Raw genomic sequence first — 16,962 nt, forward strand, 5'->3', positions numbered from 1 at the left:
ATCGCTTTAATGACACATTAATCCATTCCATCAAAAATGATCTCTCTCAACAGGAAAAGTGAGCATTGCCCTATAGAATGAGTAAACCAATTAAGCTCTAAAGTCATTTGATCCGTTAACTATATCGGTGTAAAAGCGATTTAACTGGATATTAAATTATCTGCGGCAGATTGCCGCATTCTTGTTTATTCCGTGAGCGATTTTAAACGGCCGCGCAGTCGTTTTATTGCTTGGCTATGTAATTGACTAACACGCGACTCCCCCACTTCCAGTACAGCCCCAATCTCTTTTAAATTTAGCTCTTCTTGATAATAAAGGGTGAGTACCAATTTTTCGCGCTCGGGTAATTGTTCAATTGCTTCAATTACTTGTGAGCGTATATTGGCTTCCATTAATAGATTGAATGGATTTCCCCCCTCGTTTTCATCCATGGTGGGTTCACAACTTTCTCCGTGAATTTCATGCCACTCATCATAGGAAAATAGTTGGCTATTATTGGTATCAAGTAACGCTTGGCGGTATTCCACAATATCGATTTGCAATGCATCTGCAATTTCACTTTCTGTGGCTGTACGGCCTAAGGATTGCTCCAATTCCCCAATCGCTTTTGCCATTTCGCGTGCTTGGCGGCGTACACTGCGCGGCGCCCAGTCTCGGCTACGTAACTCATCGAGCATTGAACCACGGATACGCTGTACTGCATAAGTCGCAAATGACGCACCTTGCGTGACATCAAAACGCTCTAATGCATGCAATAAACCAATGCCGCCCGCTTGGATCAAGTCATCAATATCAACACTCGCAGGGAGTCTTACTTGCAGTTTAAGGGCCTCATGTCGTATTAGCGGATAATAACGCTCCCACAGGCTATTTTTATTAATTACACCTTCGGCAGTATATAAATCACTCACAACCGGCATCACCCTTTAAGACTTATACAAAGGTATTTATTATGCTAGTTGCTTAATAATTCAATCCGTAGAGTAATGGGGTAAATTGGCGCTATTTTACCTAACCCAAATAAAAACCGTATAAAGATCCACCTTCTTAATTACATTCTAAACAAGATAAAAAAGGCCAGAAATATCTGGCCTTCGGTAGAATAGAATAGAAAGGGAGTAAAAATTAACGCAACAGGCTCAGAACACCTTGTGGAACTTGGTTTGCTTGTGCCAGCACTGCAGTACCTGCTTGTTGCAGAATTTGACCGCGGCTCATGTTAGATACTTCGGTAGCAAAATCAGCATCTTCGATACGGCTACGTGCAGCACTCAGGTTGTTGACTGAGTTGTTCAGGTTGTTGATTGTTGATTGGAAACGGTTTTGGATCGCACCCAGTGAAGAACGCATACCGTCAACTGAATTGATTGCGTCATCGAGATCTTTCAGTTGTTGTTCTGCTTTCTCTGCTGCTTTTTCTTCAGCTGAGCCTTTTGCTAGAATTTCAACTTCAGCACCTGCTTTAAATTGAATAGTTTTCGCATTAGTCGCATCAGCAGGGTTAGTCACAACAGGTTCATCTGCTTTAAAGGTCACTGACTTATCTGCGCCTTTATCGTCTTTAACGGTTGCAGTTACATAATAATTACCGTCTTTATCTGTAAAAGCTTTAGTTACAGCAACATCTTTTTGTTCTTTACCTGCATAGTTAACAGTGACTTTTCCTAAGTCAGCTGCAACCTTACCATCTGAGTCTGCTGCTGCAATATCAGCAGCTTTTTTCTCTGTTAAATCACTTTCTCTAATAGCAGAAGACTCAGCTCCCACTTTAAAACCTTTAACATTTAACGTTGAGCTATCGACTTTTTTCAGATCAAAGCTGATTTTTTCTTTATCGTTAGTCCCCACTTGTACAGTCATAGTTGGCTTTTCGCCGCTCAGAACTTTAACACCGTTAAATTGAGTTTGTTCAGAAATACGGTCGATTTCTTTTAAACGTTGATCGACTTCTTCTTGAATCGATTTAATATCTGATTCAGAGTTAGAACCGGTTTTTGCTTGAACAGTCAGCTCACGAATACGTTGTAAGTTAGAGTTGATTTCGTTCAATGCGCCTTCCGTGGTTTGCGCCATTGAAATACCGTCGTTAGCGTTACGAGAAGCTTGAGTCAGACCTCTAACATTAGATGTAAAACGGTTAGCAATCGCCTGACCCGCAGCATCATCTTTTGCGCTGTTGATACGTGAACCGGAAGACAAACGCTCAATTGCGGTACCCAGTACACCTTGTGAACGGTTTAAGTTATTTTGTGTTGTCAGAGACAGAACATTAGTGTTGATGACCTGTGCCATGATATAAGTCCTTGTTATTCGATAATAATAAGGAAGGCTGATTTATTAAGCCATTCCATTGTTGCCACGAATATGATTATCGGCGGCAGCAAAAAGGCCTTTAGGGTTTTCAACAAATAATTTCCGAAATAAAACAAAGCAAATAATAATTACCATGAATAACAATAAGATATTTATTTTCCGAATGCTTTAGATTTATAGTTTAATTGGTGGGTGTTTTAGCAAAGGTGATAAAGATAAGGTCTTTTTATAGCAAGAAATGTCGGTATGAGAAGTGCATTGGTGTAATCAATAAAATAAAAGTTACCTCAAGTCAGAGTGCCTAACCTGAGATAACCAGAGACTTAAATTAACGTAATAGGCTTAGAACACTTTGAGTCGTTTGGTTAGCTTGTGCTAACACCGCCATACCGGCTTGTTGTAAAGTTTGCCCTTTGGTCATATTGGACACTTCAGTAGCAAAATCCGCATCTTGAATGCGACTACGTGCAGCACTCAAGCTAACAACGGTATTTTGAAGGTTTGTGACGGTTGATTCCATACGGTTTTGTACCGCACCTAATGTAGAGCGCATGCTATCCACGGTTTTCAGCGCTTCATCTAATGCTTTTAATGGCTCATCATGGATATCGGTCGTAATCGCCTTCGTTGGGTCAAGCTTAGTAGCAACAATAGCTGAACTCAGCTTACCTGAAGTGGCATCAAAGTCGCTTCTGCTAACTTCAAAATACTGATCATCTTTTTTAATTAAGAATTTATCAGTAGCTACACTGCCATCAGTTTCTAATTTTTGGAACAGTTCTTGTCCAGCATCTAGTTTAATGGCGGCTTTGGCTGGTACTGCGGCAATAGCTACAGCCCCATCAGCGATTTCGGTACCTAAAGTTGTTGCTGTTGTCGGAGCCGTTGCTTCTTGGGTAACTCCCGATATATCAACGCTCCCTGAAGTTGTATCAATTTTAGATTTATCAATTTTATAATATTCTTTACCGCCACCACTTGCCGTTTTATCAATTTCAACATAAAACTCATTAGTCGTACCTTTGACGTTATAAAGTTTTTCATCAGTGCCTGCTTTATATTTTACTGCGGCTATATCCGCCGTAGCAGTTTCATTGAGTTTTTTGATTTCATTACCAATTTGCCCTTTCTTCGATAAATCCACCTCATCGATTTTTAGTACTGAACTATCAATCTTTTTAAAATCTAATGAAATGGTTTGATTATCCAGTGCACCGATTTGGATTTTCATCTCACCCTCTTTGCTCAGCACTTTATTACCATTAAAATCGGTTTGAGCAGAGATACGATCAATTTCTGCTAAACGTTGAGACACCTCTTCTTGCAGTGATTTAATATCCGATTCAGAGTTTGAACCGTTTTTCGCCTGTACCGTCAGCTCACGAATGCGTTGTAAGTTATTATTAATTTCGTTAACCGCACCTTCAGCGGTTTGCGCCATTGAAATACCGTCATTGGCATTACGTGCAGCTTGAGTTAAACCACGAACATTAGCCGTAAAACGGTTAACGATCGCTTGACCTGCTGCATCATCTTTTGCGCTATTGATACGCATGCCAGAAGATAGGCGCTCAATCGCGGTTCCCAACACACTTTGTGACTTATTCAAATTATTCTGAGTATTCAGAGACAAAATATTGGTATTGATAACTTGTGACATTATATAAACCCTTTCTATTCATATATATTATATATTGAATTAACCACCTATTCTTAATGATTAATTCGTCAAAACATTTATCGGCAGGATTAAAAATTGCTTTAATCATTAATTTCAATATTTTCATCTAAATGCATATATCTTTAATTTATATAATGATTTACACGGCAAAATGAGTGCTAAAACCCACTTATTTATCACCAATAGAAATAAATACGCTGCTTTCTGTCGCTAACTCGTGCCATCACTATTTGTGTATATAGTCTAAGATTTCCGCGCTTCTCGCCGATAACCTCTGAACGAGAACATTTTTAGGAGATATTCATGGCTGGTATAGCGACACTCGGTATCGGGGCTAACTTAGATTTAAATAATCAAATGAGCCAAATTGAAGCGGTTGAAAAGCGCCGTTTGGAACCATTAACCACACAGAAAGCCAGCTATGATGCGCAAATCAGTGCCTATGGCAAAATGCAATCATCACTGGAGAAATTAAAAAAAGCCGCTGAAGATCTAAAAAAATATGGTGATATCAGTACCACTAAAGTTAATGGTGACTATAAAAGCTTTGATGTTAAAACAGATGGAAAAGCGGTTGCAGGTGTACACGATGTTGTGGTTAAAAATTTAGCTAAAGCACAAACTATAGCTACTAAGGGTCTGAGTGATAATAAAAAACTACTCGGTAATGGTAATGCAGAACGGACTATCACCATTACTCAACCCGCTGAAAAAAAACCCATCATTATTAAGTTAGATAATGAACACACTTCATTAATTGAAATTGCTGATGCAATTAATAAAACAGACAGTAATGTGAGTGCGGCAATCATTAAAGATAAAACCAATAATTATCACCTTGTCTTTACCTCCAAAAAAGAAGGTACCGATCACCGTATCAATATCAAGGTGGACGGTGATGATGACCTAGCTAACCTAATGAATGTTAAATCAGAATTAGGTGCAGATAATAAAGTCATCATCAATGGCGCACCTGATATGGAGCAAAAAGTTGCACCGCAAAATGCGCAATTAATCATCGACGGCTTTGAACTTGAATCACAGACCAATGAAGCGAAAGACCTGTTTCCTGGTCTCACCTTAACGCTTAAACAAGAAACTGAAGCATCAAAAACTGATCATTTAATTATTTCCTCCGACATCGAACCCGCTAAAGCTAAAATCAAAGCGTGGGTCGATGCCTATAATGAATTTCAAACTCTAGCGACTGAGCTAACCAAATATACACCGACAGATAAAGGCTCTGAACCTGATAAAACCAATGGCCCGCTCATTGGTGACTCTACATTGCGTGGGATCCAAAGCCAACTGCGTACCCATGTTCGAGCGGCACAACAAAGTGGTGAAATTGATACTCTGAATAAACTGGGGATCAAACAAAAATTAGACGGTACATTAGAGATCGATAATAAAAAGTTTGAAGAAGCATTAAAAGAAAACGCTGCTAGCGTCAAAACCTTCTTTATGGGCGATGGCAAAGAAACGGGTTTTGGTACTGAGAACTTCGAATATTTGAAAAAGACCCTTGATAACAAAGAAGGAACAATACATAACGCCACTGATGGCCTGCAAAAGAAAAAGAAAAGCCTCGATAAACGTATTGAACAAACCAATAAACAAATCGAAAGCACTATGGACGGCTACCGCCGTCAGTTCCAAAATCTCGATAAAATGATGAACTCGCTCACTAGTACCAGTAATTCTTTAGGTAGACTCTTAGGTTAATTAATATGTACCAACAAAAAGCAAAACAAGCTTATCAACAAGTTGATATAGAAAGTGAAATTATCAACGCTACCCCCTATCAACTCATCAGTATTTTATATAAGGGCGCATTAAGCGCCCTGAAACGCGCTGAGATTTTTATGCAGCAAAATGAGATTGCCGCGAAAGGTAAAGAACTTTCCAAAGCAATTGATATCATTGATACTGGTTTAAAACATGCGCTAAATCATGATGCAGGTGGTGAAATTGCGGATAATTTAGCGAGCCTTTATGACTACATGGTGATCCGCTTACTCAAGGCTAACCTTGAAAATAATGTGGCCTATATACAAGAAGTTTACCAATTACTCTCCGATCTTGCGTCAACTTGGCAGCAAATCGGAGCAAATGTGGATGAAATATAAACAGGTGAATAGTCATAAATCTATCGATTTACATGAAATCTACCGTGATGTTTTAGTATTAAGTGAAAATTTAGTCGCACTGGCACAAGCAAAAGAGTGGGAACAGTTAATCGCCCGCGAAACAGAGTATGTCCATGCTGTCGAAAATTTGACGCAATTGTCACATGAGCTCGGAGCGCAACACCCCATCACAAATGAATTAGTGATAATGTTGCAGCAAATCATTGAAAATGAACGCGTAACCAAAACCTATTTACAGCAGCATCTAGATTTTTTAAGTAAAGAAATTAAACAATTAGATCAAACTCGGGCACTGAATAACAGCTATGGCCAATTTAATTGGCCAGACACGCCAAAAACAATAAAGCCTCTTGAGTAGTTATGTGTGTCAGGCGCCCTACCTGACACTTCATAACCACTTCACATCAAGCTGTAGCCGTTTAGATTAAGGCATGGTGACGTTGCTCTCCCGCACTAGTCACATACACTTATTGATTACATCTCGAATTATTTAGGGTAGAAACAATGGAGCCTACTCAATTATTGCTTTAATCGTTGCTGTTTTTTTAGCTTTTTCAATAACATATTACGTTTCAATGTTGATAAATGATCAAGAAACACTTTACCGTGTAGATGATCAATCTCATGTTGCATCACGATAGCTAAAAACTCATCGGAATCGACGATAAATTCATTGCCGTCTCTATCTAATGCTTTGACCTTAACACGTTGAAAACGTGGAACATCTGCGTAAATTTCAGGGACAGATAGACAACCCTCTTGATAGCTAGTTTCCCCTTCACTTTCAATAATTTCAGGATTAACAAACACCATCGGTTGGTCACGGTTTTCAGAAATATCAATCACCATCACCGATTGCGATGCACCTATCTGAGTCGCCGCCAAACCAATACCATTATCGGTGCTATACATAGTATCCAATAAATCATCGATCAAACCTTGTACCGCAGCAACATCAGTCACAGGGTGACAGTGTACTCGCAGCCTTTCATCCGGTATCTCAATAATCTCTCTTACTGCCATAATTCAAAGATCCTTCAATCACACTCTTGACTTAAGCTATAACTCATTATCGTCTGTTTAAATTTACGATAAGATGCAAAAAATGGCATTGTTGCCAATATCAAAAACACAGCGAAATAAAATTTCACAGAAAAATAACATGTTATCGTAAAAAAAACACGCTAAAAAACAATTAATGGGGGCTAAATAAATTAGCTTATATATGACAACTTCTGTTTATTACCCTTCCTACAATGAATTTCATTGTATTCGTGCTTTAGCCAACGTCAGGTAATTTATCACCGCAGATCCACGTCGTCGTTGATTAACTATTTAATAACTTTAAAACGCAATAATTAGACATTGAAGCAATTAATTAGATGAATATATTTCCCTTATTATTTGGCTTAATAAGAAATAATCACTATTCACGATTTAATGATGCGTTATTACTGAGTTTTTGCTTGGTGAAATCCAGTATAACATAATGAATCTACGGCAAAGAATGCAAAGTAGATTTGATTAATTTATATAGGATATATAATGAAAAAAGGATTTATTGTTAGTTCACTTACATTGATACTAACCTCTTCGTTATCAACTACCTCGTTCGCGTTACCTCTTTCTTCTATTCTCATCGAGCCAATTGTTGCTATCTCAGAAACATTATCGGAAATACCAACTGAAAAACCGTCTATAGAACATAAAAAAGCAGTGATGAAAAAATATGAAGAGCATCGTCTGCGAACTCTTTTTGGCAACCATAATAAACTGATTACCGATCCACCATCTACTTTAGAAGACCACATCTATAAAATAATCAATCAAGATATGGAAGATATATATCGTGAGCTAGAGCCCAAGATGTCAGAAATCGATAAAAATACTCAACAGGCTATTTCTCATAACAACCTTCATATTTATGATAAAATTGATTTAGCTGATAAAAAATATCATAAAAAGCATTCTGAAAATGTAAAAAAACTTACCGTTCTTCGTGAAGACTTTAATAAAGCTCAAAGTGAAAATACGGCTCATTTTTCTCAAATGGAGAAAAAAATCAGCAAAACGACTAAACAAGCGAATTCAGGCATCGCTTCCGTCGCTGCGATGTCGAATATTCCTTATGCTATGAATACACGCTTTAGCCTTGGTGCTGGTTTAGGTAACTACCGTAATGGCAATGCTGTCGCTGTCGGGGCGCAATATCAAATCAAAGAAAACGTTAACTTACGTAGTTCTGTCTCTTGGAATAATTCAGACAGTGCAGTTGTTGGTGCTGGCGTTGCGATTGGCTGGTAATCCATTATTTCTAGTTATTCGTAAGTAAAAATAGTGCCTTGACTGGCACTATTTATAAATAAAAGACAACTTAATCAAATGTCGCTATCAGCCAAGCGGAGCCTTTATAGTCACCTGCTACAGCATTACTGCCTTGAATATGACTGGTTATCTTAATGGTTCTTAAATCTTTAATATCAACTTTAAAATCTTTTCCCGTTTGACCGGTTATTTCATCGGTCATGCTCAAATCGCTATAAATTTTATTATTTTGACTACTGGTCATCGGCAAACGTTTCTGTGGGTCGCCGTCGGTAGCATAATCGAGACGTAATCTAACTTTTGTTGACATGGAAAATTTACAGTTATAGGTGACTTTCTCTGTGACTACACTGTCATAATTTAGCGTATTTAACTGCCCATGACGTAAGTTAACTGTGCCCGCTAGTCCCGTGCTGGTCATGGTTGTACAAGAAGAACCTACATTTAATGTTGAAGAAAGTAATCGCATTGGTACTGTGGTTTCACCTAATGGCCAAGATGTGTATGTTGGAGGCGTTTTAGGGCTCATAAATGCACGTACATAGCCCCCAAGTGGCATAGAAGCAATAACTACCTGACCATCAATAATTCTTTCATTAATATAAAATGTCACTGTAATTGGAAATTGTACTGCAAAACCAGAGGCTGACTGTGTCGATCCACTCGAAGCATTAGCACAAGCAGTAGCACCTGTAATATTCAACCAATTGAGCATTTTACTATCAACTGTCATCACGACATTACTATTAACGCGATAACCTGTTTTACCATCGACCGTCGTCCCCGCTGAAGGTGCATATATAAATAGCCTATGGTAAGCACTATCACTACCAATATTTGTGCTCATTCCCCCCCATGTTCTACCAATACACCTTGCTGTGCCTGTTACGCTAACAGAAGGACCGCTACCATTAATCACTATCGGGCTACCCACACGATAATAGTTTTTACCATCAGAACCAACCACAGGGGTAGAAGCTATGGAACTATTGCTAGCGAGCTGAATTAAATATCCATCATTTGGGTCTTGGATCATCGGGGCGTAGTTTGCTAATGCAATTGATGGAAGCAATAAACTACCCAATGAAATTAAACTACACCAAATTTTCTTTTTATGAAAAGACTGCAACCAGTGTGTAGGAATAGTACCTTTTAAATCCAACATAATAAAATGATCCTACTAGTTATAAGTCACAGCAAGGGTGACAGTTGAAGTAAATTTCCCCAGCACCAACTGATTGATTGGCACCGCATTGACTAACTGCGCCTGTAAATCCATACGGTATAATGTCGCATCCACCCGTTCGGGATAGATTCGTTGCTTTTTACTCATTTCCAGCGCACGCACCGTTCCACCCGTCACTTCTTTAAAATCAATCCCTAAGCCATCGGTACTGGTGGCGAGAATATTTTTTCCGTTATATAACAAGGTGCTTCCTCCTTTAGGATTTAGCACGATCGCTAACGCGTTATTGAAATTACAACCAGAAATATAAAGTGAAAACTCCTTCACCACCGCAGACTTACTCAGCGCTTCAGGGTTAAGTGTGCCAAAACCAATTTTCATGGGGGAACTGCTGTTCTCACTACGAATATTACAAGCTGGATCGACCATAGTGGCGGTAACATCCACTAAAACGTCAGCTGAACTCTCTAATGTGACGAACAATAACAGTAACCCTAGTGTTTTTTTTATTTGTTTGAGTATATTCACTATTCGTACTCCACATTAAAGGTCACGATACTGGAAAAATCGCCAATCTTGGCTTCACCCGTAGCTGGCTTGCGAACAAAAACACCAAAGTCGAATTGCTGTAAACCTTCAACAACATTGACATCACCAATAGTCATGGGTTGATTCCATACAATAGGTTTTTCATCTTGATCAATGATCCCTAGCACCACCCCACTGTCACCTTTGGTAGTTAAAAAACTATCACCACCAATGTTGACTAATTCCTGACTTTTCCAAGTCAGTTTGATACTTTTTTGCAAATCCGTTTCACTGCATTTATCAATGGCAATGGAAAAAGGCGTCACTGCACTGGTTGTATTTTCATTAATAAATTGCCAACGTAAGTTGTACAGTGTGATCTTTTTATTGATGGATTCCGCTGCTACTTGGCATGCAGTACTGACCAATTCGCCACTAAACTCAACATCCAAGCTATTCGCTGCCCATGTCTGAGGCGGACAACTTAGAAGTACCACAGGAAGCAGCCAAAAATGCATCGTAGCCTTATTCATAGCTCACCTCTAAACGCAATGTATGCCGATCATTCATCAATATTGGCAGGTGAATTGGATTATCCCCATTAAGCAATGAAAGCGGATAACGCACTGAAAACACATCGCGTTGCACATCATAAAATCGCATACTTGCTGGCGTATTAGCAGTGGCATCAAATAATTTCATTTCTCGGTAATCATTTCCCGCGCCACACCCTGTTAAACGCCACGTTTTATCTAGACTTAAATTACATGGAGCATTAAATAGTGTGGCACTCACTTGTATTCGGCCTTGATGCAACGGTTCATAGTCCGATTGATTTACTGGTGTATTCGCCACAGGGAGCTCAGCGTTGGCCAATTGACCGAATACACTGCACGCAATGAGTAATGCCGCTTTGTACCATGTTAATCTCATGAAAATATTGTGTTTGAGCATCATCTTTCCCCGTTAGCCAAACCCTTGAAATTACTGTTCACCCGTAACAGCGCATGTATCACCTTGGCAACGAAACGCCAGCGTCGGCTTGCCGCCATAATCATTAATGTACGTGAGATACGGTGTGGATAACGCTGGCGACACTACATCTTGTACTGACTTAGGTGGCACCATGACGACATCAAATGAATTTTGTTCGGAGGCCGCTTTACTATTTCCTAACCCAATTACGGTTAAATTAAAGGGGGTGTTATTGTTGATGCGATAACCTTTTGCGGTTTTGGTTAATGTGACCTTATGTGCCCACTTTGTTTCCGACTCAGCTAAAATAGCACTTGGGCGATAAAACAGTTTTACTCGTGATTGCAACGCGATTTGTAATGTATTGCCATCGGTAGATTTTGGCGGTACTTCACGCAAATTGAAGTAAAACACTGACTCTCGGTCTTGTGGCAGTTTGCTCAATTCAGGCGTCGTACTTAAACGCACTAAACTGGTACTATTAGGCTCAACACGCTGTAATGGAGGAGTTGCCAAAATTGCGCCTTTAGTCAGTTTATTACCCTGTAAGTCCTCAATCCAACTTTGCGCTAAGTAAGCTTCTTCTGGATTATCATTCGAAATAGTCACGTTAATTGACTTTTCAGAGCCCGGAAAAATAATACGAGTTCTATCTAATGTAACGGCGCTGTAAGCACTGATTGAAACTAATGCTGCAACCCCTGCGAGTACACGATATAACCCATGACCTAAATTCAACATAATTGACCTCATAAAACGAACTAAAAAATTATTTTGCTGGCGTTGCATTAACCGTTGATAATGCAGGACTGACTGGAGAGCATGGCAGCAATAACATGCTTGATAATGATGTGATATTGTCAGGTATTCGTAATTCACATTGCTTTTCTCCGGCCCAATAAACAGAGAGTGTCTCTTGAGGGGAAATACCAACCAACCACGTCACCCCATCCTCTCCAACAATGCCTAATTCACGATTATCGGTATTACGTACACTGGCACCAAACGGCGGATTTTTACCATTATTCAACGATAAAATGGCAAATAGCTTTTCACCTTTCATCACCGATAAGCTGCGATAACCAATCGCGCCTTTGGTTAAGGTGATATCCGTCGTTGACTCCAATGTTTCTAAATTCTCCGGTAGCTGGCTGGTGTTAATCGATGCTGTCGATTTACGATAACTATTCACGTTAGGAATAACCGCAAGCCCAAAACGGTTAGTTTTGATCACACCGCTATCTAGAGGCACATCACCCACCCCCGGTGTTTCAATCATTAGACGCGTATCGCCATTCGCGCTACGGTGTAAAGCGACCCCGTGAGCCGTCGCAGTGATCCCACTGTTAATTGAAGCCCCAAAACTACGGTATTGTTGCGGCACATAACTGGCGTTCGCCGATAAGTTAGCTTGCGATAAGTCACGTGAATAATAGCCACTGATACTCGATTGACTTTCCATATTTTGTCCATGGTTATAGCCAACATTCAGGCTGTAATTATCACGGTCGCTATAGCCGCTATACCCAACACTATGGTTATATTGGTTATTACCTCCGGCGCGCGAATACAGCTCGGAAAAGGTAATATTGTGCCCGCTATACAAAGGGATCGTTAAATACAGGTTGATCGCATCATCTTTATAGCCGTTATCACGCTCAGTACGCGTTGCCGATAATGAAATATTGGCATCTTGTTGCGATAGCACAGGAATACTGATATTCGTGCTGGCATATAATCCATACTGTGTCTGTGGCTTATCTTGCCAATAAGTACTGTATTGATAATTCAGCGATAAATTGAAATTATCAAAATACTTATTCAAATAAATTTGATAATTTTCTTTTGGTGCTCGCACCACGTACCCTGTGCGTTCTTGATCCATAAACTGAGTGAGTGTGCGGTAATTTCTATCCGCAAATCGGTAGCCTGCGAAGGTAATATCCGTACGTAATGCATCAAACGACTTTGCATAGTTGAGGCGAAATGAGCGTCCTTGCAGAGTTTGGTTGGTAAAATGGGCAAAAGACTGTGTAATATCGAATGACAAAGCACCGAAAGCAAACAAGTCTCGACCAATACCAATCGCCGCAGTTTGGTAATCACCATTAAGTTGCGAGCCCCCATACAGTGACCATGCATTGGATAAACCATACGACAATTCACCACCAACCACAGGTTTACCAGTCAGGTTATGGCCGTCATAGCGCGTTTTACCAGCAACTAACTTATAAATAATGCGTCCGGGACGGGTTAAATAAGGCAGCGAGGCCGTACTGAGGCTAAATTTTTTCTCTTCACCATTTTCTTCACGCACCGTCACATCAAGTACACCACGTACACCACTGTCTAACGTCTGAATACGGAATGGGCCCGGTGGTACCGTAGTTTCTAAAATAATTCGATCTTGGCTACGCACAATGACCGTAGCATTGGTATTTGCCACACCAATAATTTCTGGTGCATAACCTACCAATTTAGGCGGTAACATACGGTCGTCACTTTCTAAGGAAAGGCCTGTGTATTGCCATGACTCAAATACATCGGAATAGAAGTAGTTTTCACCAATGGTTAAAATGGAGGCAAGTTTCTTCAAGGACGTAAACGCATACAATCGGCTAAAATCAAAATTATGCGTTTCTTGTGGGTTGCTGCCGCCGTGCTGCTTTTGATAGGTTGCGTTATAGTCGCCACGTAAACGCCAAGCACCGAGGTTAATACCCGCCGTACCATTAGCAGATAAATAAGTACGCTTGTTGCCTTTGTTCTCTTCGGTCACCGAAACATTCGCGTTGTAATCAACAAAAGCCCCATTAATCCCTTCTTCCCATAATGCAGGCGGGACCCAGTTAGGATCACGGTATTCCATCCATAATTGTGGAATAGTAATTTTCAGTGATAGCGTAGGCAATTCAATTATCGATTGCATACCTTTTAATGCGGAAAGATCAAGGCACTGGCCATCATCGTAAGTCGTGACTTTTTCTTTTGCCGAATCTTTCAAACCAATCAGATCCAATAAATTAGCCGGTATACAAATTGCTTGGTGCTGGTCATTTTGTTCAAGAACCGCAATATCACGAGGTGCGCCTAAGCGCTGCCCGTTAACAAAAACAGTTAATACATAGTTTCCGGGAGGCACATAACCGGCAACAGAAAATTGGCTCATATCCACGTTTTGCATATCTTCTGCATCCAATACATCCGTATTGAATTCTGTTGCATACGCCGTGCATGCACTGACGCTCACCGCCAATAAAACGGCCAGCCTTATTTTGCTAAGTTTGAACATCATGCTCTGTACCATCCCAAAGACAACAAAAATGCCGTCCTCAATGTTATTATTGAAGAAGTGTTTCTATGCTTTATTGATAATCGATAAAAAAACGAACTAACCCCTGATAACTTCCTGCTTGTAACGGTTTCCCGGTCAGTTCTAGCCGTAAAAAATAACGTAAAAAGAGGGTTTGCCCTGATTTACCTTGCCGTAACACACTCTTAAACAAAGGGTAGCTTTCTCCAGGTATCAAGATATTTTTCGTGTTATCAAGCACAGAGACTCCCAAACCTTGGGAAGGCCCTTGTAAGACAAATGCATGGATATTGTCAGCTCCTTGCCCATCAAAACGTATCGTCCATGTTTTGCTATCAATAGTGCTATACACACTGCCACAATCACGAAGCTCAATATCAAATGGCCGAGTTTGTTGTTCTCGTTCTACCGCCGTTGAAAGCTTGGTCATCGTTAAAGATGAAAAATCGACCGTTTGATAACGATTTGACATCACAATCGAACATGGCGTCGAGATCACACTGCCAACAAGTTGAGTCACCCCTTCATGGCGCATACCCACCTCTTTCGCGGCAAAAACTGGTGTACCACCAAAGATAAGCGAAAATAAGATCCCTGTTATTTGCAGACCAACATGTTGATAAACAGCCACCCATCTCTCCCTAACAGGCATCAAAAATCCGCCCGTAATCTGACTGTTAACAAACAAAAACTGTTTGACGGCAGTCACTAGAGGTTGTTAAATATTCGAAGAAAATCAATTTATTGATTTTCAATTGAAATACGAAGAGGGAGAAATTACCGTTTGCCCCTCTTCGTGAGCAAGATTGGCCGCCAGTGTTCGCTGGCGGTCAATTTATCGACTTATTGATATGTGATACGGAAGTTAGAGATAGCACTGAATTTACCTTCAGCCACATCTTTAGTTGTATCAACTGCTTTAGCTAGTGCCTTGAAAGTTAATGTGTTATCACCAGTTTGGTTTGCAATACGAGGTAATACGTCGGTCGCTTTACCGAACTCGAAACCGTCGATCAAAATACCAAGGTTGTTTGCATTTCCTGCTGAAGTTGCCAACAATGTATTGTCTTTATCTGCATAAGTTTGGCCAGTAAATACCAATTCCATTGATTTCACTGCTACAGGTTTACCTTCAGTATCTTTGCCAAAGTTAGCAAAATCACAGCCTGTAAATTTGATATCGAAATCCGCTTCCGCCGCTTTACCACTTTCCAGAGCCTTACGTGACAGCTGCCCAAAATCAACAGTTTGTTTCAGAGAAGACTGCTCAATATTACAAGGTGTGTTAACAACAGAGCCCACAAAGTTAATTGTCCCTGTGTTATCGGCCATTGAGCTGAATGGAACAACAGATGCCGCAAATACAGTTGCAATCGCTAATTTAGTTAATTTCATTTATTTTTCCTTTCTAGTAAAAAGACAATAGAAACCATTCACCTTTTAAATAAAGGTGTTAATTTCATTTTTTTTGAAACGTAAAAGTTACATCATTAATAACAGCATCATCCTGTTGCTATTTAAGTCCCTTATTTATCGCTAAGCGAGATAGTCGATCCTATAGGCTATAAATAGCCTATAGAATATTTTTTCATACTCATTATTAAATAGAAAAGTAAACTTCTATAGAAAGTGCTTTCTTTCCTGTATTCTCATTTCCATCATATCATCTGAATAATTAATCATGACGGAGAAAAAAAATTCTGACCAGCTTTTCCCTAAAATATCGAGCATAACATCGAGAGTTTCAATATTAATGCCGGATTCGCCTCGTTCATAGCGCGAAATTTGTTGCTGACTAACCTGCATTAATCTGCCCAATTGATGTCCTGTGAGAGATTGATTCTTTCTTGCTTTTTTTAAAAAGCTTCCAATCTCCTTTCGTAATAACTCTTTATTTTTTGTCATAATATAAACCAACAATAAATAATTTACTCAATTTATCTTAGTATCTTATTACTCTTAAAAAATGACTCTGTAATAAGATAAAAATTAAAAAAACTGTTACTTTAAAACCGAAAAAACACCTAACTGGAGTTGAATATAGGATTAACCACCTAGAGAGTAAATACGTTTATAACGATCGATCTTAAAATTTTAATAGAAAATAACTATCAAAAATAAATTATTGATCGTTATATGCAATATATCGTTTAATTTAAGCCAATAATATCAAAACATTGAGAAAATAACCCATAATATGGGTATTTGAAATACTCTTATTATGGGTTATTCATATTTGGTGTATGTTAATATAATTAACGATATTTTCATTTTGTTACAAATTTAATTTTTTTGATATAGTTTACTTTGAAAATACATTTCCTTTTTTAAAAAAACATAATCACTGTTAATTTAAACATATGAGCAACCAAAAATATTATTAATTAAAAATCAATTAATTAGTAATTGAGAGGCATGCGTAACGTATTGAACAAGAAGTATTAGAGAAAAAATAGATAATTCATCTTAACTATAACGTAGGTAAATAAAA

17 protein-coding genes are annotated in these 16,962 nt (G+C 39.2%); 4 read left to right on the forward strand and 13 right to left on the reverse strand.

The window, feature by feature from the left end; all coding sequences use genetic code 11:
• Window positions 1-185 precede the first annotated feature (185 nt).
• The 3 genes from JI723_RS12595 to JI723_RS12605 all read right to left on the reverse strand — a co-directional run bounded on the left by JI723_RS12595 (window position 186) and on the right by JI723_RS12605 (window position 3,973).
• A complete protein-coding gene (locus JI723_RS12595) occupies window positions 186-911 on the reverse strand; it encodes an RNA polymerase sigma factor FliA (RefSeq protein ID WP_081335884.1) in 726 nt (241 codons plus the stop codon).
• Window positions 912-1,125: 214 nt separating this feature from the next.
• Complete coding sequence (locus JI723_RS12600) at window positions 1,126-2,292, reverse strand: FliC/FljB family flagellin (protein ID WP_337979415.1); 1,167 nt, start codon at window positions 2,290-2,292, stop codon at window positions 1,126-1,128.
• A 349-nt stretch (window positions 2,293-2,641) separates the two neighbouring features.
• Window positions 2,642-3,973: a FliC/FljB family flagellin gene (locus JI723_RS12605; RefSeq protein WP_337979416.1), complete on the reverse strand. Its 1,332-nt coding sequence runs from the start codon at window positions 3,971-3,973 to the stop codon at window positions 2,642-2,644.
• Window positions 3,974-4,297: 324 nt separating this feature from the next.
• Here JI723_RS12605 and fliD point away from each other — a divergent pair, with 324 nt between their 5' ends.
• From fliD to fliT, 3 genes are read left to right on the forward strand one after another with little or no spacing between them, the layout of a single operon-like run.
• Window positions 4,298-5,719 carry a flagellar filament capping protein FliD gene (gene fliD / locus JI723_RS12610; protein ID WP_337979417.1) on the forward strand — a complete coding sequence of 474 codons (1,422 nt, stop codon included), beginning with the start codon at window positions 4,298-4,300 and terminating at the stop codon, window positions 5,717-5,719.
• 5 nt (window positions 5,720-5,724) lie between these two features.
• On the forward strand, window positions 5,725-6,123 hold the full coding sequence (gene fliS, locus JI723_RS12615; protein WP_070926123.1) for a flagellar export chaperone FliS: 399 nt from the start codon (window positions 5,725-5,727) through the stop codon (window positions 6,121-6,123).
• The gene (gene fliT / locus JI723_RS12620) at window positions 6,113-6,502 is read left to right on the forward strand and encodes a flagellar protein FliT (protein WP_319068551.1); all 390 of its coding nucleotides are present in this window, start codon (window positions 6,113-6,115) and stop codon (window positions 6,500-6,502) included. The genes fliS and fliT overlap by 11 nt, the downstream gene beginning before the upstream one ends.
• Window positions 6,503-6,663: 161 nt before the next feature.
• On the opposite strand, the gene def is transcribed toward fliT, so the two are convergent.
• Entirely contained in the window at window positions 6,664-7,167 is a 504-nt protein-coding gene (gene def, locus JI723_RS12625) for a peptide deformylase (RefSeq protein WP_070926119.1), read from the reverse strand.
• 522 nt (window positions 7,168-7,689) lie between these two features.
• Between def and JI723_RS12630 the strand changes: the two genes are divergently transcribed.
• The gene (locus JI723_RS12630) at window positions 7,690-8,448 is read left to right on the forward strand and encodes a YadA C-terminal domain-containing protein (protein ID WP_272579603.1); all 759 of its coding nucleotides are present in this window, start codon (window positions 7,690-7,692) and stop codon (window positions 8,446-8,448) included.
• Window positions 8,449-8,518: 70 nt separating this feature from the next.
• Here the strand turns inward: JI723_RS12630 and JI723_RS12635 are convergent, their stop codons facing one another.
• From JI723_RS12635 to JI723_RS12675, 9 genes are all read right to left on the reverse strand, one after another.
• Window positions 8,519-9,634: an adhesin gene (locus JI723_RS12635; RefSeq protein WP_272579602.1), complete on the reverse strand. Its 1,116-nt coding sequence runs from the start codon at window positions 9,632-9,634 to the stop codon at window positions 8,519-8,521.
• Window positions 9,635-9,649: 15 nt separating this feature from the next.
• A complete protein-coding gene (locus tag JI723_RS12640) occupies window positions 9,650-10,183 on the reverse strand; it encodes a fimbrial protein (RefSeq protein WP_272579601.1) in 534 nt (177 codons plus the stop codon).
• Window positions 10,183-10,716: a fimbrial protein gene (locus tag JI723_RS12645; RefSeq protein ID WP_140183162.1), complete on the reverse strand. Its 534-nt coding sequence runs from the start codon at window positions 10,714-10,716 to the stop codon at window positions 10,183-10,185. Before JI723_RS12645 ends, JI723_RS12640 begins: the two co-directional genes overlap by 1 nt.
• On the reverse strand, window positions 10,709-11,137 hold the full coding sequence (locus JI723_RS12650) for a fimbrial protein (protein ID WP_337979418.1): 429 nt from the start codon (window positions 11,135-11,137) through the stop codon (window positions 10,709-10,711). The genes JI723_RS12645 and JI723_RS12650 overlap by 8 nt, the downstream gene beginning before the upstream one ends.
• A gap of 30 nt (window positions 11,138-11,167) precedes the next feature.
• Window positions 11,168-11,899, reverse strand: a complete 732-nt coding sequence (locus JI723_RS12655) for a fimbrial biogenesis chaperone (RefSeq protein WP_070926109.1) — start codon at window positions 11,897-11,899, stop codon at window positions 11,168-11,170.
• A gap of 28 nt (window positions 11,900-11,927) precedes the next feature.
• Entirely contained in the window at window positions 11,928-14,465 is a 2,538-nt protein-coding gene (locus tag JI723_RS12660) for a fimbria/pilus outer membrane usher protein (protein WP_272579600.1), read from the reverse strand.
• Between the two features lie 58 nt (window positions 14,466-14,523).
• A complete protein-coding gene (locus JI723_RS12665; protein WP_140183160.1) occupies window positions 14,524-15,102 on the reverse strand; it encodes a fimbrial protein in 579 nt (192 codons plus the stop codon).
• A 212-nt stretch (window positions 15,103-15,314) separates the two neighbouring features.
• Window positions 15,315-15,866, reverse strand: a complete 552-nt coding sequence (locus JI723_RS12670) for a fimbrial protein (protein WP_070926105.1) — start codon at window positions 15,864-15,866, stop codon at window positions 15,315-15,317.
• Window positions 15,867-16,091: 225 nt separating this feature from the next.
• Window positions 16,092-16,376, reverse strand: a complete 285-nt coding sequence (locus tag JI723_RS12675; protein WP_070926103.1) for a helix-turn-helix domain-containing protein — start codon at window positions 16,374-16,376, stop codon at window positions 16,092-16,094.
• Window positions 16,377-16,962 lie beyond the last annotated feature (586 nt).

The organism is Providencia manganoxydans (assembly GCF_016618195.1).
GTDB classification, from domain to species: Bacteria; Pseudomonadota; Gammaproteobacteria; order Enterobacterales; family Enterobacteriaceae; genus Providencia; species Providencia manganoxydans.